Source organism: Arsenicicoccus piscis (assembly GCF_022568835.1).
GTDB classification, from domain to species: domain Bacteria; phylum Actinomycetota; class Actinomycetes; order Actinomycetales; family Dermatophilaceae; genus Arsenicicoccus; species Arsenicicoccus piscis.
In genome coordinates, this window is record NZ_JAKZHV010000003.1 from 233,723 (window position 1) to 258,376 (window position 24,654).

The 24,654-nt window shown below is 71.6% G+C and carries 23 protein-coding genes; 13 read left to right on the top strand and 10 right to left on the bottom strand.

Annotated elements, in window-relative coordinates; all coding sequences use genetic code 11:
- Window positions 1-13: 13 nt before the first annotated feature.
- Entirely contained in the window at window positions 14-1,123 is a 1,110-nt protein-coding gene (locus MM440_RS06950; protein WP_241443594.1) for an alpha/beta fold hydrolase, read from the top strand.
- Window positions 1,124-1,282: 159 nt separating this feature from the next.
- Window positions 1,283-1,645, top strand: a complete 363-nt coding sequence (locus MM440_RS06955; protein ID WP_241443595.1) for a DsrE family protein — start codon at window positions 1,283-1,285, stop codon at window positions 1,643-1,645.
- 88 nt (window positions 1,646-1,733) lie between these two features.
- Here MM440_RS06955 and MM440_RS06960 read toward each other — a convergent pair whose 3' ends face one another.
- Both MM440_RS06960 and MM440_RS06965 read right to left on the bottom strand, forming a co-directional pair.
- Entirely contained in the window at window positions 1,734-4,157 is a 2,424-nt protein-coding gene (locus tag MM440_RS06960; RefSeq protein WP_241443596.1) for an ATP-binding cassette domain-containing protein, read from the bottom strand.
- Between the two features lie 62 nt (window positions 4,158-4,219).
- Window positions 4,220-5,332, bottom strand: coding sequence for an ROK family transcriptional regulator (locus tag MM440_RS06965; protein WP_241443597.1), 1,113 nt, complete (start codon window positions 5,330-5,332; stop codon window positions 4,220-4,222).
- Window positions 5,333-5,435: 103 nt separating this feature from the next.
- Here MM440_RS06965 and MM440_RS06970 point away from each other — a divergent pair, with 103 nt between their 5' ends.
- From MM440_RS06970 to MM440_RS06990, 5 genes are all read left to right on the top strand, one after another.
- A complete protein-coding gene (locus MM440_RS06970; protein WP_241443598.1) occupies window positions 5,436-6,800 on the top strand; it encodes a DUF1479 domain-containing protein in 1,365 nt (454 codons plus the stop codon).
- Window positions 6,801-6,896: 96 nt separating this feature from the next.
- Window positions 6,897-7,547, top strand: a complete 651-nt coding sequence (locus tag MM440_RS06975) for a DUF1345 domain-containing protein (protein WP_241443599.1) — start codon at window positions 6,897-6,899, stop codon at window positions 7,545-7,547.
- Between the two features lie 10 nt (window positions 7,548-7,557).
- Entirely contained in the window at window positions 7,558-7,926 is a 369-nt protein-coding gene (locus MM440_RS06980; protein WP_241443600.1) for a TraR/DksA family transcriptional regulator, read from the top strand.
- Window positions 7,927-8,035: 109 nt separating this feature from the next.
- The gene (locus tag MM440_RS06985) at window positions 8,036-9,229 is read left to right on the top strand and encodes a phosphatase domain-containing protein (RefSeq protein WP_241443601.1); all 1,194 of its coding nucleotides are present in this window, start codon (window positions 8,036-8,038) and stop codon (window positions 9,227-9,229) included.
- Window positions 9,230-9,301: 72 nt separating this feature from the next.
- Window positions 9,302-10,042 carry a polysaccharide deacetylase family protein gene (locus MM440_RS06990; RefSeq protein WP_241443602.1) on the top strand — a complete coding sequence of 247 codons (741 nt, stop codon included), beginning with the start codon at window positions 9,302-9,304 and terminating at the stop codon, window positions 10,040-10,042.
- On the opposite strand, the gene MM440_RS06995 is transcribed toward MM440_RS06990, so the two are convergent.
- A complete protein-coding gene (locus MM440_RS06995) occupies window positions 10,015-11,163 on the bottom strand; it encodes an FAD-dependent oxidoreductase (RefSeq protein WP_241443603.1) in 1,149 nt (382 codons plus the stop codon). The genes MM440_RS06990 and MM440_RS06995 overlap by 28 nt on opposite strands.
- A 63-nt stretch (window positions 11,164-11,226) precedes the next feature.
- Here MM440_RS06995 and MM440_RS07000 point away from each other — a divergent pair, with 63 nt between their 5' ends.
- The gene (locus MM440_RS07000; RefSeq protein WP_241443604.1) at window positions 11,227-12,582 is read left to right on the top strand and encodes an LssY C-terminal domain-containing protein; all 1,356 of its coding nucleotides are present in this window, start codon (window positions 11,227-11,229) and stop codon (window positions 12,580-12,582) included.
- Window positions 12,583-12,586: 4 nt separating this feature from the next.
- On the opposite strand, the gene MM440_RS07005 is transcribed toward MM440_RS07000, so the two are convergent.
- On the bottom strand, window positions 12,587-12,907 hold the full coding sequence (locus MM440_RS07005; RefSeq protein WP_241443605.1) for a hypothetical protein: 321 nt from the start codon (window positions 12,905-12,907) through the stop codon (window positions 12,587-12,589).
- A 273-nt stretch (window positions 12,908-13,180) separates the two neighbouring features.
- Between MM440_RS07005 and MM440_RS07010 the strand changes: the two genes are divergently transcribed.
- From MM440_RS07010 to MM440_RS07025, 4 genes are all read left to right on the top strand, one after another.
- The gene (locus MM440_RS07010) at window positions 13,181-14,674 is read left to right on the top strand and encodes a DEAD/DEAH box helicase (RefSeq protein ID WP_241443606.1); all 1,494 of its coding nucleotides are present in this window, start codon (window positions 13,181-13,183) and stop codon (window positions 14,672-14,674) included.
- Window positions 14,675-14,864: 190 nt separating this feature from the next.
- Window positions 14,865-15,452 (top strand): hemerythrin domain-containing protein, encoded by a 588-nt coding sequence (locus MM440_RS07015; RefSeq protein WP_241443607.1) that lies wholly within the window; start codon window positions 14,865-14,867, stop codon window positions 15,450-15,452.
- A gap of 30 nt (window positions 15,453-15,482) precedes the next feature.
- Entirely contained in the window at window positions 15,483-16,214 is a 732-nt protein-coding gene (locus tag MM440_RS07020) for a hypothetical protein (RefSeq protein ID WP_241443608.1), read from the top strand.
- A gap of 19 nt (window positions 16,215-16,233) precedes the next feature.
- On the top strand, window positions 16,234-17,694 hold the full coding sequence (locus tag MM440_RS07025) for a dihydrolipoyl dehydrogenase family protein (protein WP_241443609.1): 1,461 nt from the start codon (window positions 16,234-16,236) through the stop codon (window positions 17,692-17,694).
- Window positions 17,695-17,818: 124 nt separating this feature from the next.
- Here the strand turns inward: MM440_RS07025 and fumC are convergent, their stop codons facing one another.
- The 4 genes from fumC to MM440_RS07045 form a co-directional block, all read right to left on the bottom strand.
- The gene (gene fumC, locus MM440_RS07030) at window positions 17,819-19,231 is read right to left on the bottom strand and encodes a class II fumarate hydratase (protein ID WP_241443610.1); all 1,413 of its coding nucleotides are present in this window, start codon (window positions 19,229-19,231) and stop codon (window positions 17,819-17,821) included.
- A gap of 10 nt (window positions 19,232-19,241) precedes the next feature.
- A complete protein-coding gene (locus MM440_RS07035; protein ID WP_241443923.1) occupies window positions 19,242-20,237 on the bottom strand; it encodes a GGDEF domain-containing protein in 996 nt (331 codons plus the stop codon).
- 77 nt (window positions 20,238-20,314) lie between these two features.
- On the bottom strand, window positions 20,315-20,650 hold the full coding sequence (locus MM440_RS07040; protein WP_241443611.1) for an FG-GAP repeat domain-containing protein: 336 nt from the start codon (window positions 20,648-20,650) through the stop codon (window positions 20,315-20,317).
- Window positions 20,620-21,393, bottom strand: a complete 774-nt coding sequence (locus MM440_RS07045) for a hypothetical protein (protein WP_241443612.1) — start codon at window positions 21,391-21,393, stop codon at window positions 20,620-20,622. The genes MM440_RS07040 and MM440_RS07045 overlap by 31 nt, the downstream gene beginning before the upstream one ends.
- A 130-nt stretch (window positions 21,394-21,523) precedes the next feature.
- Here MM440_RS07045 and MM440_RS07050 point away from each other — a divergent pair, with 130 nt between their 5' ends.
- Window positions 21,524-22,255, top strand: a complete 732-nt coding sequence (locus MM440_RS07050) for an esterase/lipase family protein (protein WP_241443613.1) — start codon at window positions 21,524-21,526, stop codon at window positions 22,253-22,255.
- Between the two features lie 37 nt (window positions 22,256-22,292).
- Here the strand turns inward: MM440_RS07050 and MM440_RS07055 are convergent, their stop codons facing one another.
- Entirely contained in the window at window positions 22,293-23,984 is a 1,692-nt protein-coding gene (locus MM440_RS07055; protein ID WP_241443614.1) for an alpha/beta-hydrolase family protein, read from the bottom strand.
- Window positions 23,981-24,622: a MarC family protein gene (locus MM440_RS07060; RefSeq protein ID WP_241443615.1), complete on the bottom strand. Its 642-nt coding sequence runs from the start codon at window positions 24,620-24,622 to the stop codon at window positions 23,981-23,983. The genes MM440_RS07055 and MM440_RS07060 overlap by 4 nt, the downstream gene beginning before the upstream one ends.
- Window positions 24,623-24,654 lie beyond the last annotated feature (32 nt).

The window sequence follows — 24,654 nt, forward strand, 5'->3', positions numbered from 1 at the left end:
CTACGCTCGGACGATGGGCGGTGGCTCCCCACGCGGGAGCCAGCAGCGGGTCCGGTTCTGTCGGTCCATCGACGGCACCACGATCGCCTATGCCGTGCACGGCGCCGGTCCGCCGCTGGTGCTGGACAGCTGTTGGCTCAGCCACCTGGAATTCGACTGGCAGTCACCGGTGTGGCGGCACTACCTCGTCGAGCTCGGGCGCGACCACACGGTCGTGCGGTTCGACGAGCGCGGCCACGGTCTGTCCCAGCGGGACGTGACGGACTTCAGCCTCGAGCGACGCATCGATGACCTGACGCAGGTGGTCGACGACCTCGGGCTCGGCCGGTTCGCCCTGATGGCCATGGCGCAGGGCGGGCCGGTCGCGCTTCACTACACGGTGCGGCACCCCGAGCGGGTGTCGCACCTGGTGTGTGCCAGCACCTACGCGGGGGTGGGCAACCACGTCACCGACGACGACCGGGAGCTCGAAGCGGCCTTCGAGGCGATGATCCGGGCGGGCTGGGACCGCAAGGACCCGCTGTTCCGACGCGTCTTCACCACCATGATGATTCCCGGAGCGACCGAGCAGCAGATGCGCTGGGTCGACGACCTGCAGCAGCGTGCGGTCTCGGCGCGCACGGCCTACGCGGCCCGGCGCCAGCGCGGCGAGGCAGACGCCCTCGACGTGCTGGCGCAGGTCACCGCGCCGACACTGATCCTGCACTCGCGCCACGAGCGGATGAATGCGTTCGAGCACTCTCTCCTGCTCGCGCACGGCATCCCGGGCGCCCGGCTGGTCGTCCTCGACAGCGCCAACCACATCCTGCTGGCGGACGAGCCCGCGTGGCAGGTCTTCATCACCGAGGTTCGTGCCTTCCTTGCCACGCCCGACGTCGACGGGCGACCGGCCACCGAGGGTGGCCAGGACGGGGGGCGGCCGCTGGACGAGGTGCTGAGCCGGCGCGAGGCGGAGGTGCTGGGCCTCGCCGCGCAAGGTCTCACCAACGGCGCCATCGCGACGGCCCTCACCCTGAGCGTGCGCACCGTGGAGCGGCACCTGCAGAACGTCTACACCAAGCTCGGTGTCGGCGGGCCGACCGCTCGGGCCGTCGCCGTCGTGCGGTGGGTCCGCGACCGCTGAGTCGGCTCGTCCCTTGCTCGTCGGGTGGGTGGCGGCGACTACGTAGCCGGTCCAACGGTGGGTCGAACGTTGGGTGGCCACGCGGATGTGGTCGCAGACCCGACTTCGTAGCGTCGAGGTGTCGGGTCGCCCGGACCCGTCAGTGCGAGGGGAGTCGCCATGAGCAAGGCCGCCATCAGTCTCACCACCGGTCTGGAGGACCCGGAGAAGGTCACCGTCGCGTTCCTGGTTGCCGTCGCCGCAGCCGAGGCCGGCCGGGAGACGACGATGTTTCTCACCAAGGAGGCCGTCCGCCTCGCCGTCTCCGGCGTAGCCCGTGGGGTCGCTTGTGAGGGCTGCCCACCGTTGCCGACCCTGCTGTCCCGCTACGCAGCGGCTGGTGGCTCGATGCTCGTCTGCGGCATCTGCGTGGACGCCAAGGGCCTCGATCCGTCGACCTTCGTCGACAACGCCACCAAGGGCGGGACCGTCCAGCTGTGGCAGTGGATCGGTGACGACAGCTGCACGACCTTTAGCTACTGAGGGCGCCCGAAGGATGGTGGCAGTCTGCTGGTCAGATCTGACGTGCAGACTGCCACTGTGTTGGGCGGGGGCGCTGAGGGCGCGGGCCCTACGCCCCGACGTAGGCGGCCAGGTGCTGGCCGGTGAGCGTGGAGCGGTCGGCGACCAGGTCGGCGGGGGTGCCCTCGAAGACGACCGTGCCGCCGTCGTGGCCCGCGCCCGGGCCGAGGTCGATGATCCAGTCGGCGTGTGCCATGACCGCCTGGTGGTGCTCGATGACGATGACCGACGTGCCGGAGTCGACGAGCCGGTCCAGCAGGGCGAGGAGCTGCTCGACGTCGGCGAGGTGCAGGCCGGTGGTCGGCTCGTCGAGGATGTAGATCCCACCCTTCTCGGCCATGCGCGTGGCCAGCTTCAGCCGCTGCCGCTCGCCGCCGGACAGCGTGGTGAGGGGCTGACCGAGGCTGAGGTAGCCCAGCCCGACGTCGGAGAGCCGGCGCAGGATCTTGTGCGCCGCCGGAACTCGTGACTCGCCGGCCTCGAAGAACGCCGTCGCCTCGTCGACCGACATCGCGAGCACCTCGCTGATGTCCTTGCCGCCGAGGGTGTAGTCGAGCACGGCCGCCTGGAACCGCTTGCCCTGGCACTCCTCGCACACGGTGGTCACCGTGTCCATGAACCCCAGCTCGGTGTAGATCACGCCGGCACCGTTGCAGGTGGGGCAGGCGCCCTCCGAGTTGGCGCTGAACAGAGCGGGTTTGACGCCGTTGGCCTTCGCGAACGCCTTGCGGATCGGCTCGAGCAGACCGGTATAGGTGGCCGGGTTGCTGCGCCGCGACCCCTTGATGGCGCCCTGGTCGATCGCCACGACGCCCTCGCGCTTGGCGACCGAGCCGTGGATGAGCGAGCTCTTGCCCGACCCTGCGACCCCGGTGACGACGACGAGGACCCCGAGCGGGAGGTCTACGTCGACGTCCTGGAGGTTGTTCTCGTCCGCCCCGCGGATCTCCAGCGCCTCGGTCGAGGTGCGCACCTCGTCCTTGAGCCGGGCGCGGTCGTCCAGGTGCCGCCCGGTGAGGGTGCCGCTCGCCCGCAGGCCGTCGACCGTCCCCTCGAAGACGATCTCGCCGCCGGCCGTGCCGGCGCCCGGGCCGAGGTCGACGACGTGGTCGGCGATCGCGATGGCTTCCGGCTTGTGCTCGACGACGAGGACGGTGTTGCCCTTGTCGCGCAGCCGCAGCAGCAGCTCGTTCATCCGCTGGATGTCGTGCGGGTGTAGCCCGATCGTCGGCTCGTCGAAGACGTAGGTGACGTCGGTCAGCGAGGACCCCAGGTGGCGAATCATCTTGACCCGCTGGGACTCTCCACCGGACAGCGTGCCGGAGGGTCGCTCGAGCGACAGGTAGCCGAGGCCGATCTCGACGAACGAGTCGAGCAGGTGCTGCAGCCCGACGAGCAGCGGTGCGACCGAGGGCTCCTCGAGCCCGCGCACCCACTCGGCGAGGTCGCTGATCTGCATGGCGCAGGCGTCGGCGATGCTCACGCCGTCGATCTTCGACGAGCGCGCCTCGGCGGTGAGCCGGGTGCCGTCGCACTCGGGGCAGGTCGTGAAGGTGATCGCCCGCTCGACGAAGGCGCGGATGTGCGGCTGCAGCGCCTCGACGTCCTTGGACAGCATGGACTTCGAGATCTTGGGGATCAGCCCCTCGTAGGTGAGGTTGATGCCCTCGACCTTGATCTTGGTGGGCTCCTTGTAGAGCAGGTCGTGCAGCTGCCGCTTGGTGAACTTCTTGATCGGCTTGTCCGGGTCGAAAAAGCCTGAGCCAGGGTAGATCCGGCCGTACCACCCGTCCATCGAGTAGCCCGGGATCGTCAGCGCTCCCTCGTTGAGCGAGAGGTCCTCGTCGTAGAGCGCGGTGAGGTCGAAGTCGCTGACCGAGCCCCGGCCCTCGCAGCGCGGGCACATGCCGCCGAGCTGGTGGTAGGTGGCCTTCTGGGCGATCGTCTTGTCGCCGCGCTGCACGGTGAACGCGCCACCGCCCGACACGGTGGGGACGTTGAAGGAGTACGCGTTCGGCGAGCCGACGTGCGGGTCGCCGAGCCGGCTGAACAGCATGCGCAGCATCGCGTTGGCGTCGGTGACCGTGCCGACCGTCGAGCGCGGGTTGGCGCCCATCCGCTCCTGGCCGACGATGATCGCCGTGGTCAGCCCGTCGAGCAGGTCCACGTCCGGTCGCGACAGGCTGGGCATGAACCCTTGGAGGAAGGTGCTGTAGGTCTCGTTGATCATCCGCCGCGACTCGGCGGCGATGGTCGCGAACACCAGCGAGCTCTTGCCCGACCCGGACACGCCGGTGAACGCCGTCAGCCGGCGCTTGGGCAGGTCCAGGCTGACGTCCTTGAGGTTGTTCTCCCGGGCCCCCTGCACCCGGATCAGGTCGTGCGTGTCGGCGACGTGCGCGTCTCCGCGGTCGGTCGCGGCGGCTGGGGCAGCTGGTGCGGCTGGTGCGGCGGCCTTCGGTCGCGTCGCCATCAGGGTCTCCCGTGCTGTCCGGACGATGGGGTCGTGCCTACCGTAGACCCCCCGCGGCCGGATCAGACCGCGTCCAGCAACCGCTCGCGAGCCAGTGCGACGGCTCGCGCCCGTGCGCCGAGGAACGGCGCGTCCCGCCGCACGACGGCGGACTCGAGGCGCACCGGGTAGGGGGCGAGCGGGTCGAGGGCCTCGGTCAGTGCGTCGACCAGCCCGGGTGCGTCGGACCACGGCCCGCCGAGCACCACCAGGCCGGGGTCGAGCAGGCTGACGCAGGACGCGAGGGCGCCCCCGACGGCCTCGCCCACGCGCCGTCGGGTGGCCTCGTCGACCAGGCGCTCGCGCAGCAGCACGGGGTCGAGGCTCGTCGTGCCGGGCAGCGCGACGTCGAGTTCACAAAGGGCGTCGAGCAGTCGGGTCGCCCGACCGTCGGCGCCCTGGGTGAGGACGTAGGCGATCTCGCCCCCCAGCCCACGCCGGCCGGTCACGAGCCGCCCCTCGTCGACGACTGCCGCCCCCAGCCCCGCACCGAGGTAGACGTAGAGGAAGTTGTCCACCGGATCGCCCGCGTCGGCTCGAGCTGCCCTCTCCGCCAACGCAGCCCAGTGCACGTCGTTGTCGAGGACGCCGGCGTCACCGATCACGTCACGCAGCGATCCCTCGTCCAGGACGAAGGGCGAGCCCTCGAGCAGGACGAGGCGCCCGTGCGCGGAGTCCACCGGGTCCGCGACGCTGAGCACCCGGTCTACGGGGAGGGGGCCGTGGGCGGCCTCGACCTCGCCGAGCAGCGTGTGCAGGGCCGTCGTCAGCTCGGCCACGGTGGTCGTGGACCCGATCGGGTGCCGGTGCACCCGGTCCGCGGCGGGGCTCTCGTCGGGTCCCGCGGCCGCGTCGACGACCTCGGCCACGACCTCGCCGGGGCCCGCGTGCGCGACGAGGGCCCGACCGGCACCGGGCACCACCCGGCAGTAGGTCCCGGACCGGCCACGGGCTCCCTGCTGACGTCCCGCCTCCTCGACCAGGCCGGCGTCGGCGAGCCGCCGCACGCTCTCCGACGCGGTCGGCCGGGAGATCCCGACCCGCTGGGCGAGCTCGGCGCGGGTCAGCTGCCCGGCGTCGAGCAGGGCCGCGAGCACCAGGCGATCGGTCGTGCGGCGGAGCAGATCGGCGTCCATGAGGTTCTTTCGTTAAGCCTCTTTACAAAAACGCGAGAGGCGAGGCACCATTGGTTAGGAGAACTTACCAAACCAGCCCGGCCCGCGACCGAAGGAGCTCGTCATGACCACCAGCACCACGACGGCCAGCACCACCACGGCCACCACCACGGCCACCACCACGGCCACCAGCGCGACCACCAGCGCGACCACCACGACGACCCCGCCGCTCCCGCACTGGGAGGAGGCACCGGAGGACCTCGGCACCGCCATCCGCGAGATCAAGGCAGCCATCCGCACCCGCATCGAGGCGTCCGGGTCGACCGTCGAGGAGGTCTTCGCGAAGGTGGAGGCCAAGGTCCGTGCCGAGGTCGAGGACATCAAGGCCGCCAAGGCGCGGGGCGAGTCCGTCTGGCCCGAGGTCGATTTCGCCGACGTCGAGGCGGGCACGGTCTCCTACGAGACGCTCGCCCTGCTGCGCCGACGGGGCTGCGTCGTCATCCGCGGGCACTTCCCCCGGGAGCAGGCGCAGGGGTGGGACCGCGACATCCTCGACTACGTCGAGCGCAACCACTTCTTCGAGAGCTACCGGGGGCCCGGTGACGACTTCTTCGGGACGGTCGGCTCCAAGCCCGAGATCTACCCGGTCTACTGGTCGCCGACGCAGATGGAGGCGCGTCAGCACCCGCGGATGGCCAGGGCGCAGGCGTTCCTCAACGGGCTGTGGAAGAGCGAGTCCGAGGGTGTCCGGTGGTTCGACCCCGAGCGCGACTCGCTCTACCCCGACCGGATCCGGCGGCGCCCGCCGGGCGCGACCTCCGCCGGGCTCGGCTCGCACCTGGACCCCGGCACGCTGGACCTGTGGATGACCCAGGGCTACCAGCAGCACTTCCGGCACCTGTTCGACGGCAACGTCGACGCGTACGACCCCTGGGACGCGGCCTACCGCACCGACGCTGCGCAGTACCCCGGCTCCACGATGTGCTCGGTCTTCCGCACCTTCCAAGGCTGGACGGCGCTGTCGGAGATGGACCACGACCAGGGCGTGCTCTACACCGTGCCGATCCCGCACGCCATGGCCTACCTGATGCTGCGCCCGCTCCTGCCGGACGTGCCCGAGGACGAGATGTGCGGGGTGACCGTCAACCAGGTCTTCCCGGCCAACGAGCAGTGGCACCCGTTGCTCCTCGAGGCGACCGCAGGCATCCCCGACGTCCAGCCGGGGGACTCGGTGTGGTGGCACTGCGACATGATCCACGGCGTGGAACCCGTTGAGGATCAGAAGGGTTGGGGCAACGTGATGTACATCCCGGCCGCCCCCTGGTGCGCCAAGAACGCCGCCTACGCCGAGCTGGTCCTCAAGGCCTTCCGCGCCGGTGAGAGCCCGGCGGACTTCCCCGAGGAGCACTACGAGGTCGAGTGGGCCGACCGCTACCGCGAGGACCAGCTGAACGACACCGGTCGCCGCGGTCTCGGGCTCACCGGCTGAGGCTCGCGTCGATCACGGCGTCGGTCACCGCCACGATCACAGCCTCGATGAGCGACGATGACCTGACGACGCCCGCGACGACGACAGGAGGGGCGCATGGCGCCGAGGTCTGGACCCAAGCTGCCGATGAGTGCCGCCAACCGGTTCACCGTGGCCGTGCTGGTGGGCCTCATCGCGGGGGCCATCAGCGTCCCGTTGTCCGACCTGCCGCTCGGCGCGCTCATCGGGATCACGGCGCTGCACGCGGTGTTCGTCGCGTCCGGCTGGATCAGCCTGTGGCCGCTGGACGCGACGCTCACCAGTGACAACGCTCGACGCGAGGACTTCAACCCTGCGGTCGAGGAGCTGTTGGTCGTCGCCATCTCGCTGTGCGGGCTGTTCGGCATCGGCATCCTCGTGGTGCTGGGCGGCTCGGCGGAGGGCAAGACCGCGGCGGCGCTGGCGCTGCTCGCCGTGTTCCTCGCCTGGGGCAGCGTCCACCTGATGTACGCCGGCCGCTACGCCTACCTCTACTACCACGAGGGCACCGGTGGCGGGATCGACTTCAACTCCAAGCAGCCGCCCGCCTATCGCGACTTCTTCTACTTCAGCTACAACCTCGGCATGACCTATCAGGTCTCGGACACCTCGGTGTCCAGCACCGAGATCCGCTCGGTCGCGCTGCGGCACTGCCTGCTCGCCTACGTCTTCGGCGTCGTCGTGCTGGCCAGCACGATCAACCTCGTCACCAGCATCGCGACCGGTTGAGCTGGGTGCGATGAGCGACGGTGCGATGGGCGAGGGCGCGATGAGCGACGCGGACCACCGGGCGCGGCTGCTCGCCGACCGGGCCGAGGCGGTCGAGCGGATGCGCGACCTCGGCACCAGCTTCGACGACATCGTCGACGCCGCGCGGGACAGCAACCTGGACGACGAGCACGATCCCGAGGGCAGCACGATCGCGGCCGAGCGCTCGCTGGTCAGCTCGCTCGCGCGCGGCACGGCCCGCCAGGTCGCGCAGATCGACGCGGCGCTCGCGCGCCTCGACGCCGGCACCTACGGCGTCTGCACGAGCTGCGGTAGACCCATCGGGGCCGCCCGGCTCGAGGCCCGTGCCGCTGCGGCCCGGTGCATCGACTGCGCCTGACCCGCCGGTGCGCCCCGCGTCGGCCGCGTCGGCCGCGTCGGGAAGGATGGGGTGGGCGTGCTGATCTGGGCCGAGCTGATCGGCCCCAGTCGACCAGAGAGGGTGAACGATGCCGGAGCTCGTGGCACTGGTGCAGTCGTTGGTGGACGGCCACACCGCCGAGGGCGAGGAGCGCGAGCTCCTCGCGCTGCTGGAGGCGGCGAGCCCCGAGGAGCTGAACGACGCGCTGACCGGCGGCGTCGCACGCCCGCTCATGACCAGCGTCGACAACCGCGTCTTCGGCCCAGACCTGCGCAGCGAGCTGATCGACCTGCTCGCCCGGCGGCGGCGTGCGGACCTGTCGATCGAGGCCCAGGCCGCCCTGATCCACGCCATGCAGGAGGGCCACACCACCGCAGAGATGGAGCGGGCGATCCTCGACCTCTTCCTGGCGCTGCGCGGGGACGAGCTGACGGCGCTGAAGAACCAGGTCAACCAGCGCACGGACCACCACGACCTCGAGGGCCTGGTGTTCGTCGACATCGACGACGACGAGGTGCGCACCCGGCTGGTCGAGCACTTCCAGTCGCAGGCCGGTGCGGCGACGGTGCGCGAGGCCAAGGTGCTCTCGGACATCGACGACACGGCGTTCTCCCGGATCCACGAGACGCGGTATCCCAAGGGCACGCTCATCCCGGGGGTACTCGCGCTCTACGAGGCGCTGGACCAGGGACCCGACGACGCGCCTCGGTCCACGGGTGACCTGACGTTCGTGACCGCGCGACCGATGGACGCGCTCGGGCTGATCGAGAACCACACGCGAGACTCGTTGCGCAAGGCCGGGATCGGCACCTCGTCGGTGCTCTCCGGGGGCTTCCTCAGCCTGCACGCCAAGGATGCGATGGCCGGCAAGAAGCTGCAGAACATCGAGCACTACAACGCGATCTACCCGGAGTACGACCTGGTCTTCATCGGCGACTCCGGGCAGGGTGACGTGCTCGTCGGCGAGCGGATGTACGAGGCGCACGGGCGGGTCGTCAAGGCCGTCTTCATCCACGACGTCGTCGCCACACCTCCCGAGGAGCGCGCCCGGCACACCGAGGGCGGCATCCACTTCGTCGACACCTACGTGGGCGCGGGCGTGATCGCGCGCCGCCTCGGCCTGATCTCTGCCGCCGGACTCGAGCGGATCGTCGCGGAGTCGCGCTCGGGGTTCGACCAGGTGCCGTGGGACTCACCCGAGCAGGAGGCCGCCATGCGGGAGCTGCTGGACCGGGACGTCGCGCTCGCCGAGGGACAGCCGGTGTCGCCCAAATCCCGGTGAGCGGTCACGCTCTGTAGCACACTGGACCCCGGGGACAGGGGGAGTGCCATGGGGTGTGGTCGAGGACGGGTCGTGACAGGGCTGCTGGCCCTGGCGGTCGGGGTGAGCGCCTGCGGGCCGCAGAGCGAGGCGTTGGCGCCGCAGCCGCCGACCTCGTCTCGGTCGATCGTGGCGGAGGCGGGGACCGAGGGCACCCCGTGTCGCGGCTACGTCGCGCTGACCTTCGACGACGGTCCGAGCGTGGACACCCCGCGACTGCTCAGGACGCTGGACGAGCTCCACCTCAGGGCGACGTTCTTCACCATGGGCTACATGGTGAAGACGTTCCCGGACCACGTGCGGCAGATGGTGGCGGACGGGCACGAGGTCGGCAACCACACGGCCAACCACCCGCACCTGACGACGAAGTCCGAGGCGGAGGTGCGCAGCGAGATCGTCGGCCAGCGGGACATCGAGCGGTCGCTGGGCATCACCGACGTGCGCCTCTTCCGGCCGCCGCACGGTGAGACCAACCCGACCGTGGGCCGGGTCGCCAAGGAGCTCGGGCTGCTCGAGGTGCTCTGGTCCACGGACACCAAGGACTGGACCAAGAACAGCGCCCACGAGATCACGGACCTGGCCCTGCAGGTGCAGGCGGGCGGGATCATCGACCTGCACGACCAGGGTGGGCTGCATGCGATCGAGGCGCTCCCGGCCATCGCTGCCGGGTTGAAGGCGCGGGGACTGTGTGCCGGCCGAGTGGTCGCCACGAGCCAGGTGCAGACCTCGCAGTATCTCCGGCTCCCCTACCGCGCGGTCGCCGGTCCCTGGTGAGTCGAGGCGGCCAGGCGCGCTAGTCGCCCGACCCCGGCGAGGGCGGTGTCGCGGGCGCGCTGACCGCGAGCAGCGAGTGCCAGAGCCATGACTCGCCCCGCCAGGACCCGGGCGCCCTGGGTGAGCGGGAGCCGCCGAGCCTGCCAGGCGAGCAGCGAGCCGCCGGCGTTGAGGGTCTCGCCGAGCGTCACCGCGTCGAGGATCGCGTCGCACGCGCCGCGACCGAGGTTGGGCAGGGACGCATGCGCGGCGTCACCCATCACCACGTACCGGCCGTGCACGTAGCGGCGCATCGGCGGCGCCACCCACAGCCGGGTCGCGAGCGTGCCGGCCGCGCTCCCCGCAGACTGCAGGGTGGTGCGGGCGATGGGCGCCGCGTCCGCGAACACCGCCTGCGCCTCGGCCACGACGGCGTCCACGTCCAGCGGCTCCGGGCCGAGGGCGCTGCGATGCGTCGCGAACCAGTAGCACCGTTCGCCCGCCAGCGGCACCAGGCCGAAAAGCCTTCCCGGGCCCCAGTACTCGCCGAACGGCAGCGTGTCGAACGGCTGCGTGTCGGAGGGCATCGTGTCGAACGGCTGCGTGTCGAGCGGCCCGAGGCGCGCGGCGGGCACGATGCCACGCAACGCGACGTAGGGCGTCTCCACCCGGTCTACGGCGTGGGGGGCGACGAGACCGCGCACCCGACTGCGCACGCCGTCGGCGCCGACCACGAGGTCCCCCGGGAGCGCAGCGGCGTCGACGACCTCACGGGTCTCCAGCGCGACCGAGTCGGGCACGGCTGCGCGCAGCGCCGCCATCAGCCGACCGCGCTCCACGAGCTGCAGGTCGGGTCCCGGGGCGGCGACGAGCTCGCGCCCCGCACTGTCGTAGAGCGATCCCACCGCAGGGGTCGGCGGCGCAGCGTCGTCGAGCATCTCGGCAACCCCGATGCGCCGCAACGCCTTTCGCGCTGCGGGCCACATGCCGAGAGCACTGCCGGAGGCGTGCCGACCCGGCTGGCCCTCGAGCAGCGAGACGTCGAAGCGGCGCGGGTCCAGCGTGGCGGCCAGCGCCAGCCCGGCAATGCCGCCCCCGACGATGGTGACCTCTCGACCCATGACCTCTCGGCGCGTGTCCACAGGCCCGAGTCTAGGATCGGCGCAGGAGCGCCGCAGGCGACGGCGGGGGAGGCGGAGACAGTCATGAGCACGGGGACGACGGGCCGGCCGCCGCGCAAGGTGATCGCGCCGGGCCACCGACACCTGCTGCGGCTGAGCGTCGTCGAGAACGCGTTCTTCGTCGCGGCCACGGCGTTCGCGTTCTACTTCGCCTACGTCATCGTGCGGTCCGGCGGCAACCTCCTCCAGCACGTCCTGGCGCTGCTGCTCTTCTGGGCCGTGCTCGCCTATCTGGCGCTGCCTCGGCTCAACCAGATCCTCAGCGCGATCTACGTGCCCGACTACTTCATGGGGCGCACGCGAGCCGGGGACGGGGTGCTGGGCGACGCGGTCAACGTCGCGCTGCGCGGCACCGAGGACCAGGTGCACACCACGATGCGGCAGGCCGGGTGGTCGATGGCCGACCCGGTGACGCTGCGCTCCAGCTGGGACATCATCGTGAGCGCGGTGGCCAAGCGCAGCTATCCCACGGCACCGGTCAGCCCGCTGTTCCTCTTCGGCGCGATGGAGACCTTCGCCTACGAGCAACAGGTCGGTGGCAACGCCTCGCAGCGCCACCACGTGCGCTTCTGGCGCACGCCGACCGGGTGGCTGCTGCCCGGCGGGCACCAGGTCGACTGGCTGGCGGCCGCGAGCTTTGATCGCGCTGTAGGACTTTCGTTGTTCACCCTGCAGGTCACGCACAAGATCGACGGCGACATCGACGTCGAGCGCGACCACGTCGTCGACACCGTCACCACGGCGGAGCCGGCCGTCTCCGTCCACGTCATCGAGGACTTCTCCACCGGCTACCACTCGCGCAACGGCGGCGGCGACGTCATCCACACCGACGGCAACCTGCCCGTGCTCGACCTCGCCGCCGTGACCGCCACCGCTCCCGTAGACCCCTCGCAGCCAGACGTCTCGGGTCCGGATCGCTCGCGGACAGACGGCTCACGGCCGGGCTCCTCCAGTCGTCGAGGCGGCGACGTCGCGTCTCGGCCCCCGACGGTCCTGCTCGCCGCCGTCCTGGCGCTCGTGTCCACGCTCGCTGGGAGCGGCCGACGGCTCTACGACCTGCTGACGCTGGACCCCCGCGTGTCGACGGGCCTCGCGGACGCGGCGCAGGCGGCGACTGCCCGCACGGTCTCCGCGACGCTGCTCACCGCGCTCGGCGTCGGCATGCTGGTCCTCGCGTTCGAGACCTACCGCGGCCGCTCCTGGGCGCGCGTCGGGCTGCTCGGCGTCGCCGCCGCCACCCTCGCGAGCCACGTCGGCATCGGCTCGCAGGGCATCGGCACGCTCGCCGACTTCGCCGTCGACCTGGCCATCATGTACACCCTCACCACCACCACGGCCCGCAGCTGGACCGGGGACGTGCGCCGGCGGCCGGTGTCGTAGCCGCTCAGTCGTCGAGCGAGCGGGTGACCTCGGCGGTGGTGACCCGGAGCATCCGCAGCACCGCCGCATCGAGGTCGGCCAGCGCCTCCCACGCGGCGTCCTCGCCGGCGACCGGCGGCGTGACCGCGTCGGCCCGGTCGGCCAGGACCGTCTCCACGTCCTGCGCCCCCTCACCGCGGTAGTAGGCGTCCAGGCGGTGCGCCCGCTCCAACGCCTCCTCGAGCCAGGCCACCGTCTCGTCGAGGCGGGTGGTGTCGGCCTCGACCTGCTCCAGCAGGGCCTGGGCCTCGGCCAGGGACTTCTGCGCTTGCTCGACGCTCGTCATGGTTCGGAGCCTAGCCGGGGGTGCTGCGTGCCGGCTGGGCCGGCTGACACCTCCCGCCAGCCGTTCTACGGGCTGCTCGACGACCGCTCCCGGACCCTTCGACGACCGAGCATGGCGCCGCAGCGGGTAGAATTGGTGCCGGAGCCTGCTTCGTTCTGCCTCTGGCTCCCTTTTCTCTTGTCGACGCCGTTGCGCCGCGAACACGGGGAACTCAGATCCCGTCGCGCCGGGCAGAACCGACAGCACCCCTTCCTTACGGAGCCTCTCATCTCTGTGTCCACCGACACCTTCGGCACGCTCGGCGTGCCCGCCAACCTCGTGAATCTCCTTGCTGCGCAGGGCATCACGACCCCTACTCCCATCCAGGCCGCCACGTTGCCGGACTCCCTCGCCGGGCGCGACGTGCTCGGCCGCGGCCGCACCGGCTCGGGCAAGACCTACGCGTTCCTGCTGCCCATGGTGGCGCGCCTCGCGCAGCGCAAGGCACCCCGCCGCGCCGGTCACCCGCGTGCCCTGATCCTCGCGCCGACGCGTGAGCTGGTCACCCAGATCGACACCGCGCTCGCCCCGCTCGCGCAGGCGGCCGGCCTGACCTCGCGCACCGTCTTCGGTGGCGTGGGTCAGGGCCCGCAGGTCACCGCGCTGCGCCATGGCGTAGACATCGTGGTCGCCTGCCCCGGACGTCTCGAGGACCTCATCGGGCAGGGGCACGTGAGCCTGGCCGACATCGAGATCACCATCCTCGACGAGGCCGACCACATGGCCGACCTCGGCTTCCTGCCCGGCGTGAAGCGGCTGCTCGACAAGACCCCGCGGGGCGGTCAGCGGATGCTCTTCAGCGCCACCCTCGACTCCGGCATCGACCAGCTGGTCCGTCGCTACCTCGTGAAGCCCGTGAAGCACGAAGCGGACTCGCCCCAGTCGCCCGTCGCGACGATGAGCCACCACGTGCTCCACGTCACCGACGACGCGTACCTCCCGGTGCTGCTGGATCTCGCCGCGGCCCCTGGGCGCACGGTGATCTTCACCCGCACCAAGCACCGCGCGAAGAAGCTGGCCCGCCAGCTGACGGCCTCGCACGTGCCGGCCGTGGAGCTGCACGGCAACCTCAGCCAGAGCGCGCGCACCCGCACGATGGAGGCGTTCCACTCCGGCGAGGTGGAGACCCTGGTCGCCACCGACATCGCCGCGCGTGGCATCCACGTCGACGACGTGGGCCTGGTCATCCACGCCGACCCGCCGGTCGAGCACAAGGCATACCTGCACCGCTCGGGTCGCACGGCCCGCGCCGGCGCGTCGGGCACCGTCGTCACGATGATGACCGACGACCAGGTGCGCGACGTGCGCGACCTCACCCGCAAGGCCGGCATCCGGCCGACCACGACGCGCGTCACCGCCGAGCACCCGCTGCTGCGCGAGCTCGCCCCCGGTGAGCGCGAGTTCCGCGCGCCCGCGCCGGTCTCGGCCCAGGTGGCCTCGGGTGGCAACGGTCGCTCCGGTGGGCAGGGTCGCTCTGGCGGCAGCGGCCGCTCGGGCGGTCAGGGTCGCTCCGGTGGTCAGGGTCGCTCCGGCGGCAACGGCCGCTCGGGTGGTCAGGCCGGCGGTCGGTCCGGCGGTCAGGCCGGCGCCCGCTCGGGTGGCAGCGGTCGCTCGGGTGGCCAGCCCGGCGGTCGCTCCAGATCGCCTCGCCGCACCGAGGGCGGTCGTCCCCGCAGTGGCGGCGCCGCCGCGTTCTCGGCCGGCACCCGCGCCGGCCGGCGCGGCTGACCGTCCCCGAACGGAGCGGCTGACCGAACCGCCGCGGACGGTCTACGACCGTCTGCAGGAAATCTCCACCGCGGACGCATTCTTCGGCCCCGGAACGTGCAAGCATCAGGTGCAAGCATGAGGTGACGGCGGTGGGCTCTACCAGCCCGCCGCCCTCACCTCAGCAACCCACCGACGAAGGAGACCCAGCGTGGACATCTGCGAGATCATCCAGCACCAGCACGACGAGCAGCGGCGCCAGTTCGCCGAGCTGGAGCAGTGGCCGCGCGACGACACCGAGGGCCTGAGCGCGGTCTGGGACCGGCTGGCCATCCTGCTGGAGACGCACGCAGAGGCCGAGGAGCGCTTCTTCTACCCGCCGCTGCTGGCGCTCGGCACGGGCGCCGCGGACGCCCCGAGCGCCGACGAAGAGGTCGAGGACGCCGTGGGCGACCACAACAAGATTCGCGACGCCGTGCGCCGCGCGGGCGAGGAGAAGGTCGGCACCGACGCGTGGTGGACCGCCGTCGTCGACGCCAACGTCGCCAACAGCAAGCACATGGGCGAGGAGGAGCGCCAGGACCTGGCCGACTTCAGGCAGCAGGCCTCGCTCGAGCTGCGCCACGAGGTGGCGATCGACTTCCAGCGGTTCATGGCGCAGAAGGCCGCCGAGGGGATCACCCCGCGCAACAAGAACCCCGAGAAGTACGTCGACCGTGAGTCCGGTGAGAAGGTCACGGCCGCCGACCGCTCCGCCGGTCCCAAGGAGCCCTCGCACACTGCTTCCGAGCAGGAATGACCCAGGGGCGCGCATGACCCAGGGGCAGGAATGACCTTGGGGCGCAACGAGTCCCGGGCCGGCGTCGGTCCCGATCCCGAGCGCGACGCCGGCCCCGTGGGCGAGCACCGGCTGCCACCCGTCATCGCGACGCTGGTGGCAGTCGTGCTCTATGCCCTGCTGCCCGATTCGTTGCTGCTCGGTCCGCGGGTGGTCATCCCCGTCATCGAGGTAGCCCTCCTGGTCGCCCTGGTCGCGACGAACCCCTGGCGGATGGCCCGGCAGAGCCGCTGGTCCCGGATCGCAGCCCTCGCGCTCGCCGTGCTCGTCATCGTCAGCAACCTCGTGTCCCTCGGCCTGCTGGTCACCCAGCTGGGCAGCGACGCCGACGGCATGGCGATGCTGCGTGGGGCGATGCAGGTGTGGGGCACCAACGTGATCGGCTTCGCCCTGGTCTACTGGGAGCTCGACCGCGGTGGGCCTGTGGCGCGAAGGATGTTGCCGCGCAACAAGATTCCGCGGGCCGATTGGCGCTTCTCGCAGGACGAGAACCACGGCGCCGTGGACGAGGTGCGCGCCAGCTCGAGCGAGGACTCCGACTGGAGGCCGGTGTTCGCCGACTACCTCTATCTGTCGGTGACCAACTCCAGCGCGTTCAGCCCCACCGACACCATGCCGCTCAGCTCGCGCGCGAAGCTCCTGATGGCGACCCAGGCCACCGCAGCCCTGCTCACCTCGCTGCTCGTGGTGGCGCGGGCCGTGGGCTCGCTCACGGGCGGGTGACGTGGGGCAGACTGGCGCCATGGACGCCGAGAACGCTGCTGCCGAGTCCGCCACCACCGAGTCCGTCACCACCGAGTCCGACACCACCGTTGACGTCGTCGTCATCGGTGGTGGTCCCGCGGGGGAGAACGCCGCGCAGTACGCCATCGAGGGCAGCGACCGGACGGCCCTGATCGTGGAGGGCGAGCTGCTCGGCGGCGAGTGCTCCTACTACGCCTGTATGCCGAGCAAGGCGCTGCTGCGGCCGCTCGAGGTGGCCGACGTCGCCGCGCACCTGCCGGGGCTGGCTCGTCCCACGCTCGACCGCGACGCGCTCCTCGCACGGCGGGACACCTGGGTGTCGCACTACGACGACGCCGGCCAGGTGAGCTGGGCGCAGTCGGCGGGCATCGAGGTGATGCGCGGGCACGGCCGGCTGGTGGGTGAGCGCCGCGTCACCGTGAGCGGGCCCGAGGGCGAGCACACGGTCTACGCGCGCGAGGCGGTGGTGCTGGCGGGAGGCAGCAGCGCGACCGTGCCCGAGGTCTACGCGAATGCCTGTCCGTGGGGCTCGCGCGACGCCACCGGGGTGGTCGACGTGCCGGGCCGGCTGGCCATCGTCGGCGGTGGCGTGGTCGCGTGCGAGGCAGCGACATGGATGGCCGGGCTCGGCTCTGCGGTGACCCTGATCGTGCGCGGGAAGCGGCTGCTGCCGAAGCTCGAGGCGTTCGCCGCCGACCTGGTCCTGGACTCGCTGAGGGACGCCGGCGTCACGGTGCTGCTCGAGACGACCGTCACCGAGGTGGTCCGTCCCGACGCCGAGGACACCGGGCTCGGCCGCGTGCACGGCGGTCCCGTAGAGCTCACCACCTCCGGCGGCACGATCCGGGCCGACGAGGTCCTGGTGGCCGTCGGCCGGCATCCCCGCCTAGGCGACGTGGGCCTCGACGCCGTGGGCTTGACCGAGGATGACGTGCTCCAGCGTCCCGATGCGCTGCCGGTCTGGCTGCACGCCGTCGGCGACGCGAGCGGGGAGGCGCCGCTGACGCACTGGGGGAAGTACCGCGCCCGCGTCGTCGGCGAGGCCATCGCCGCCCGCGCCGAGGGGCGTGAGCCGCTGCCCAGCCCGCCCGTGGTGCCGGTGCCGCAGGCCGTCTTCACCAACCCGCAGATCGGCAGCGTCGGCCAGACCGAGCAGCAGGCGCGCGACGCCGGTGTCGAGGTCGTCGTCGCGAGCGTGCCCTTCTCGGCCGCGGCCGGCGCGGGCCTGCTGCGCGACGACCTGGTGGGCGAGGCCCGGCTGGTCGTGGATCGGCGTGCCGGGACGCTGGTGGGGGCGACCTTCGTCGGGCCCGAGGCCGGGGAGCTCGTCCACGCCGCCACCATCGCCATCGTCGGCCAGGTGCCGGTGTCGGTGCTGCGCCACGCCGTGCCCAGCTATCCGACCGCCAGCGAGCTGTGGCTACGGCTGCTCGAGTCGCTCCCGCGCGAGCTGCGCTGAGTTTTTGCGCACGAACCCGGGAGAACTCACCGAACCCGAGATCCGCGCAGGGTCGGGAGGGCGGCGCCTCACGGGTTCGTGTGCGCCTCACGCGTTCCTGCGCGGATTCGGGCCGTCGGCGGCCTCAGTCGGCGCTCGGGTGGGTCATGTCCATCGGGACCACCCACCGGTCGAAGTCCTCGGCGGTCACGTCGCCCGAGGCCACCGCGGCCTCCTTGAGGGTCGAGCCGCTGTGGTGTGCCGCCTTGGCGATCTTGGCCGCCTTGTCGTAGCCGATGTGCCGGTTGAGCGCCGTGACGAGCATCAGGTTGCTGGCCAGGTTCGCCTCGATCCGCTCGTGGTTGGGCTCGATGCCCTCGGCGCAGTGGTGGGTGAAGGACAGGCAGCCGTCGTGCAGCAGCCGGATGCTCTCGAGCACCGCGTGCGCCATCACCGGCTTGTAGACGTTGAGCTCGAAGTTGCCCTGGCTGCCGGCGAACCCGACGGTGACGTCGTTGCCGTAGACCCGGGTGACGACCATCGTCAGCGCCTCGCACTGGGTCGGGTTGACCTTGCCCGGCATGATGCTCGAACCCGGCTCGTTCTCCGGGATGGTGATCTCGCCGATGCCGTTGCGGGGGCCCGAGGCGAGCCACCGCACGTCGTTGGCGATCTTCATCAGCGCGGCGGCGAGGGTGCGCAGCGACCCGCTCAGCGCGACCAGCGCGTCGTGGGCGGCCAGCGCGGCGAAGGTGTTGTCAGCCGGGCGGAACGCCAGCCCGGTCTCCTTCGCGATGTGCTCCGCGGCCTTGGCGCCGAAGTCGGGGTGGGCGTTGAGGCCGGTACCGACGGCGGTGCCGCCGATGGCGAGCTGCAGGACGCCCTGCTGCGCGTGCTCCACGTCGGCGAGGGCGAAGTCGAGCTGGGCGACCCAGCCACCGATCTCCTGCCCGAGGGTGATGGGGGTGGCGTCCTGCAGGTGGGTGCGCCCGACCTTGACGACGTCCGCGAACGCCTCGGCCTTGGCGTGCAGCGCGTCGCGCAGGGTCGTGACGGCGGGCACCAGCTGCTCGGACACCTCGAGGCCGACGGCGATGTGCATGGCGGTCGGGAAGGTGTCGTTGCTCGACTGGCCGCGGTTGACGTGGTCGTTGGGGTGGATCGGCTTCTTGGTGCCCATCGTGCCGCCGAGGATCTCGATGGCGCGGTTGGCGATGACCTCGTTGGCGTTCATGTTGGACTGCGTGCCGCTACCGGTCTGGAAGACGACCAGCGGGAAGTGCTCGTCGAGAGCGCCGGACTCGACCTCGTCGGCGGCCTGCACGATCGCCTTGACCTGGTCGTCGTCGAGCGCCAGCTGACCGAGGTCGGCGTTGGCGAGCGCGGCCGACTTCTTCAAGATGCCGAGGGCCCGGATGATCGGCCGTCCCCACACGAAGGTGTCGCGCCCGATGTCGAAGTGCTCGATGCTGCGGGCGGTCTGCGCGCCCCAGTAGCGGTCGGCGGGCACCTCCATGGTGCCCATGCTGTCGGTCTCGGTGCGTGTCGTCGGCGTCATGCCTGTCACGCTAGGCCGATCCGGTGGGGTGGACAAGGCCACCCGCCTCCCCACCCGGCTCACCTCCGGCCTCGGGCAGCGGGACCGTGCCGGTGCCCATGGCGTGACGGTGCCGCTTGCGGCGATACATCCGCTGGTCGGCAGTCGAGATCGCGGCGACCAGCTCCTCGTCGACCGGGCGCCAGTGCGCGGTCCCGACGCTCGCACCGGCGTGCGCGATGCGAGTGTCGCTGCAGCCGGCGAGCGCCTGGTCCAGGCTCTCGCCGATGGTGATGGTGCGGTCCATCGCGGTGGTGCCGTCGGCGGGGGCGATGACGACGAACTCGTCGCCGGAAACGCGTCCCAGCGACCAGTCCGTGGCGGCCAGCGCCTGCAGCCCGCGGGCCACGGCGTCCAGCAGCGCGTCCCCGGCCGGGTGGCCGAAGGAGTCGTTGACCCCCTTGAGGCCGTCGACGTCGAGCACCGTCACGAGCCAGTCCTCGTCGGCGCGGGCGCCGGTGGCGACCCGGTCGGCGACCTCGAACAGCCCACGGCGGTTCATCAGGCCCGTCAGCGAGTCCTGCCGGGCCGAGGCGCTCAGCGCCTGAATCGCCTCGTGCTCGTGCGTCCAGTCCTCGATGACGACCATCACCAGCCGGTCACCGTCGAGGTCTACGGCAGCCTTGCGGACGCGCGCGTGGATGAGGGAGCCGTCGCGGTGCACGAGCCGACGCTCGACGCTGAGCGCGGACGTCTGGCCGGAGACCAGTCGCGCCGCGTCACGGTCCCGCTCGGCCTGGTCAGCAGGGTGGATGACGTCCGTCGAGCTGAGCCCGCGGGTCTCGGCGAGGTCGTATCCCAGCATGTCCGCGAACTGCTGGTTGGCCTCGACGACGTAGCCGTCGGCACCGTGGACGACGATCCCGAGCGGCAGGGTGTCGAGGAGCAGTCGGTAGGTCGCAGCGTCGTAGACCGGGGTCGCCTTCTGCGTCGCCCCGTGGTCCGGCGTCCCTGCTACCTGCTCCATCACGCCTAGGAGTATGCGCCAGCGATCGGTCTGCGGAAGCGTTACGGTCCGGCATTCACTCTCGCTCACCTGCTCGATCATCCGCGGGCCACACCGGGGAGCGCCCGGATCGCCACGCGCGGGTAGAACCCGCCGGAGCCGTTCCCGGGGTAGATCCAGGTGCGGCCCGTGCGCGCCTCCCGGGCCCCGAGGTCTACCTTGCCGTCGCCGTCGCAGACGCCCTGGACGACGTTCATGACGTTCCAGCCCGCGCCGATGCGTACGCTGCCGGTCCAGCCTCCCGCGCCGTTGCCGCGGTAGAGCCAGAGGGAGCCGTCCGGGCGTCGACCCACCAGGTCCTGGCGTCCGTCGCGGTCGAAGTCACCGACCGCCGTCACGGCCGTCATGCCGTGCCAGCCGGAGCCGGTGCGCACGGGGCGAGCAGTCCGCCCACGCCGTTGCTGCGGTAGTACCACGAGCTGCCGTCCTTCTTGGTCACCATCAGGTCGGTGACCCCGTCGCTGCCGAAGTCGTTGGTGCCGATCAGCCGGGTGACATCGCGCATCGTCGTGACCGTGCGCTCGTCGTAGACCGTCGACCTCCACCGCAGCGTCCCGCCCGCGTCGAGCGTCCAGAACTGGGGGTGGCTGAAGTCGGTGGTCGTGACCGCGTTGCCGGCCGAGGTCGAGAGGCCGGGCGCGGTCCGGAGCGCCGACACCGTGAGGCCCCAGCCCTGGCCCGGCCAGCAGTTGCCGTTCAGGCAGCTCTTCCCGCCGGGCCCGTAGACGATCGAGGTGGCGCCCCGCCAGGTGATGAAACCTCCGATGCGCTGCCACAGCTGGGGGTAGTACGGCTGCGCGCGCACCGCCGCCATGGTCCCCGCGGTGGTGCGACAGCGCGGTGCCGAGGCCGTGACCTTGAGGGAGATGTCGTGTATCAGGTCGTCCAGACCGATCCGGTAGGGCGTGCCGGTCGCGCCGGCGACCGGTCGCCCGTCACGCAACCACTGGCGGGTCGTGGTCGGGCTGGTGCCGGCCTCGCAGGAGACGTAGACCGTGGGGCTGAGGACCGCACCGAGCGGTATCCCGCCGCCGTAGCCTCCGGCCGGGGCGTTGCTGTAGATCGAGATCGGCATCGCCCCGAGCGGGACGGCGTAGGACGCTGGTGAGGTCGGCACGTCGACGACGAACCGCAGACCCCCCGTCCGCGGTGATCGCACGCTACGCCGCGGTGTGCGGCCGTCACCGTCGGTCGAGGTCCCGGTCACCCGCTTGGTCCTGGCGACACCCGGACGGCATGCTGGGGCGATGGTCGCCGACGAGCTGGTCAACGCGCCGGCGCAGCACCGGCCTGTCGTCCTCATCCACGGCACCAACGACCGGCCGAGCACCCTGGTGCCGCTCGCCGAGGCGTTGCGCGCGACCGGTCGGCCGGTGCACCTGCTGCACTACGGGCGCGACCGGGTGAGCGTGCGCGGGCGGCTGCTCGGCACCGGTGGGCTGGGTGATCTCGCGGCCTCGACCGCCGAGATCCTCGCCGCGGTCGACGACCTGTGCGCCGCCACCCCCCTGCGGGTAGACCTCGTGGGCCACTCCCAGGGCGGCCTCCACGCGCTGGCGGTCGCCCGAGCCCGACCCGAACGGGTCGCTCACGTGGTGCTGCTCGGCGCCCCGGTGCTCGGGGTCGCTCCGCTCGGTGCTGCGTCGGTGGTTGCGCACGGCCGAGGGGTGCGCACGGCGCTCGACCTGATCCTCGGCGCGGCCGCCCGGGGGCAGGTGGTGGGCAGCGGGCAGCTGCCCGACCTCGGTGCCGGCGGGGCGCTCGCGGAGGGGGTGCGCTACCTGCTCGTGGCCAGCCGCGGTGACCGGATGATCCGGCCGGCCGACCTCGCGCGGGCGCCGCTGCCGCCGGGTCTGCAGGTGACCTGGGTGCAGACCCACGAACCGCGGGCCCGGGTCACCCACGCGGGCCTGCCGGCGAGCCCTGTGGTGCAGCGGCTGGTGCTCGCGGAGCTGGCGACCGAGCCCGAGGATCGCTGACAACCGGTGCCGCGCACCGGGTCTACCGGATGCTCTGCTACTTGCGCCCGACGGCGTCGATGATCTTGTCGAGCTGGGCGGGGGTGCGGTCGGTGATGTCGAGGACCGCCGCCCAGGTCGGCACCATCTCGGCGCCGTAGTACCGGTGCCCGAACCCGCCGGGCACGTTGTTGGACACCAGCATGTCGGCGGTCACCTGCCAGAAGGTCACGAGCGGGGTCCAGCTCATCTGCGCCATCGGGGTGCCCTCGCGCGACTCGTTGAGCCACTTCGGCGAGGAGAAGAGCAGGTCGGGTGACCAGAACGAGACCGGGTCCGACGGGTGTTGCAGGTAGACGATCCGCGGGAACGCCCAGGTGCCGAGCGGCCGGTCGTACTCGTCGGCCGTGAGCTCGGCCGGGTTGCCGGCGAAGCGCACGTGCTGGCCGCGGTCGATGACCGGGACGATCGTGGTGGACCCCGGATCGCGGCCGGCGGTCAGCTCGGCCCGGTTGGTGGCGAAGGTCGGGGTGCCGCTCCAGACGGCGCCGTCGACCTCGCGCAGCGCGTCGGCGATCGAGGCGAACCCGCTGTCGCTGCCGTAGGCACCGAGCGACTCACCCGAGACGTAGAGCCCCGCGCGCTGGGCCGCGGGGATGGTGTCGAGCCGAGCCCGCACCGCGTCGAGCAGCGCCCGCGCTGCCTTCGGCGGGTCCTCGCGGGCGGTGAGCAGGCCGAAGGCGGACGGCAGGTCCGAGTACGCCATCGAGGCGATCGCGGTGTCGCCGTCGAGGAGATACTCGAACGACGCTGCGCCCCAACGGTTCAGGTAGCCCGTGCTGGTGGCCGTGTCGACCATGATCGCCTTGCGCTCGAAGGCCTTGGTGCGCTCCAGCTCGCCCATGACCTTCGTGACCGTCGTGGCGATGGGATCGCCCACACCGACGAAGACGCGGATCGGCTCCTGGGCCGGGCGGCCGGTCGCGGCCGTGATCGCCTGTGCGTCCGGGCCGCTCGCGACGAAGGTGGCTCCGTCCTGGCCGAGGCTCTTCCACGAGTAGGGCGAGCCGGGGCCACCGCTGCGCAGCGGGGACGTCGGCGCGTCCCGACCCGACGGCGTGGTGCGGTTGACCCGGTCGGCGCTGCGGTCGACGGCGGCGAGCACCGCCGGACGGACGGCGTAGCTGATGACCAGCACGACGACGAGGACGGTGAGGACGGAGGCGACCAGCCGGGCTACCGTCTCGCGGACGATGCGCGAGCTGACCTTCGCGAGGATCCAGTCCGCGAGGTCGGCGACCAGGCGCCACAACGTGATCCAGGCAGCGAAGACGACGACCGCGACCGCCGAGGACCCGAGCGGATAACCCAGGCCCGGGGGCTCCTGACCGACGTAGGTGGAGATCCAGCGCTGCCAGTCGATGGTCATGAAGGGGAACGCCAGCGCCAGCAGCACGATCGCCGCGATCAGTAGACCCTGCAGCAGTCGGGCCCGGCTGTGGTCGACGGTCACCCGCAGCCCGAGCCAGCGGCGCACGAGGTTGCCGATCCCACCGAGGGTGAGGCCGACGACGTAGCCGCAGATGGCGCAGATCGCCGCGATCAGGCCCTGCAGCCACCACGGCCGGGGGAGCAGCGAGGGCGTGTTGGCGGCGATGAGCCACAGCGATGCCACGAACAGGCCCGTCCGCGACAGGCCACCCAGCCGGTCGCGCCAGGTCAGGACCCGATCGAGCACACGGGGGGTCATCGGCGCAGCGCCGGGATCAGCCCCATCAGGCCCGCCAGGACCATCTGGACGGCGATGGCGGCGAGGATCATGCCCATCAGCCGCGTCATCATGACCCGCAACGTCTCCGACAGGTGCCGGCCGATTTTGGGGGCGAACCACAGCACGAGCAGCAGCAGCGCGATGACGACGAGCAGGCTGAGGACGACGGCCAGGTTGCCGCTCACACCCTGGGCCTGCCCGGCGAAGACGATGATGGTGGTGATCGTCCCCGGCCCGAGGATCATCGGGAAGGTCAGCGGATAGAACGACACGTCGGACTCGGCGGCCTGCTTGCTCTGCTGGGCCTGCTCGCTCTTGGTGCCGGTGTGGGACGAGCTGCCGCCGTGCAGCATCCCGAGCGCGATGGACATGAGCACGATGCCGCCCGCGACCCGGAAGTCGTTGACCCCGACGCCGAAGAAGGTCAGGATCGCCGTCCCGCTCACCATGATCACCAGCCCCATCACGGTGCTGTAGAGCGCCACCCGCAGGGCCGTGGTCCGCTGCCGCTTCAGGTCGTAGCCCGCCGTGAGGGTGAGGAACATCGGGAGGGCGACGAACGGGTTCATGATGGCGAAGAAGCCGCCGAACGCCTTGACGAGCAGCGCGGTGTCCATGCGTCGATTATCTCTATCGTCGAGGGCGACCG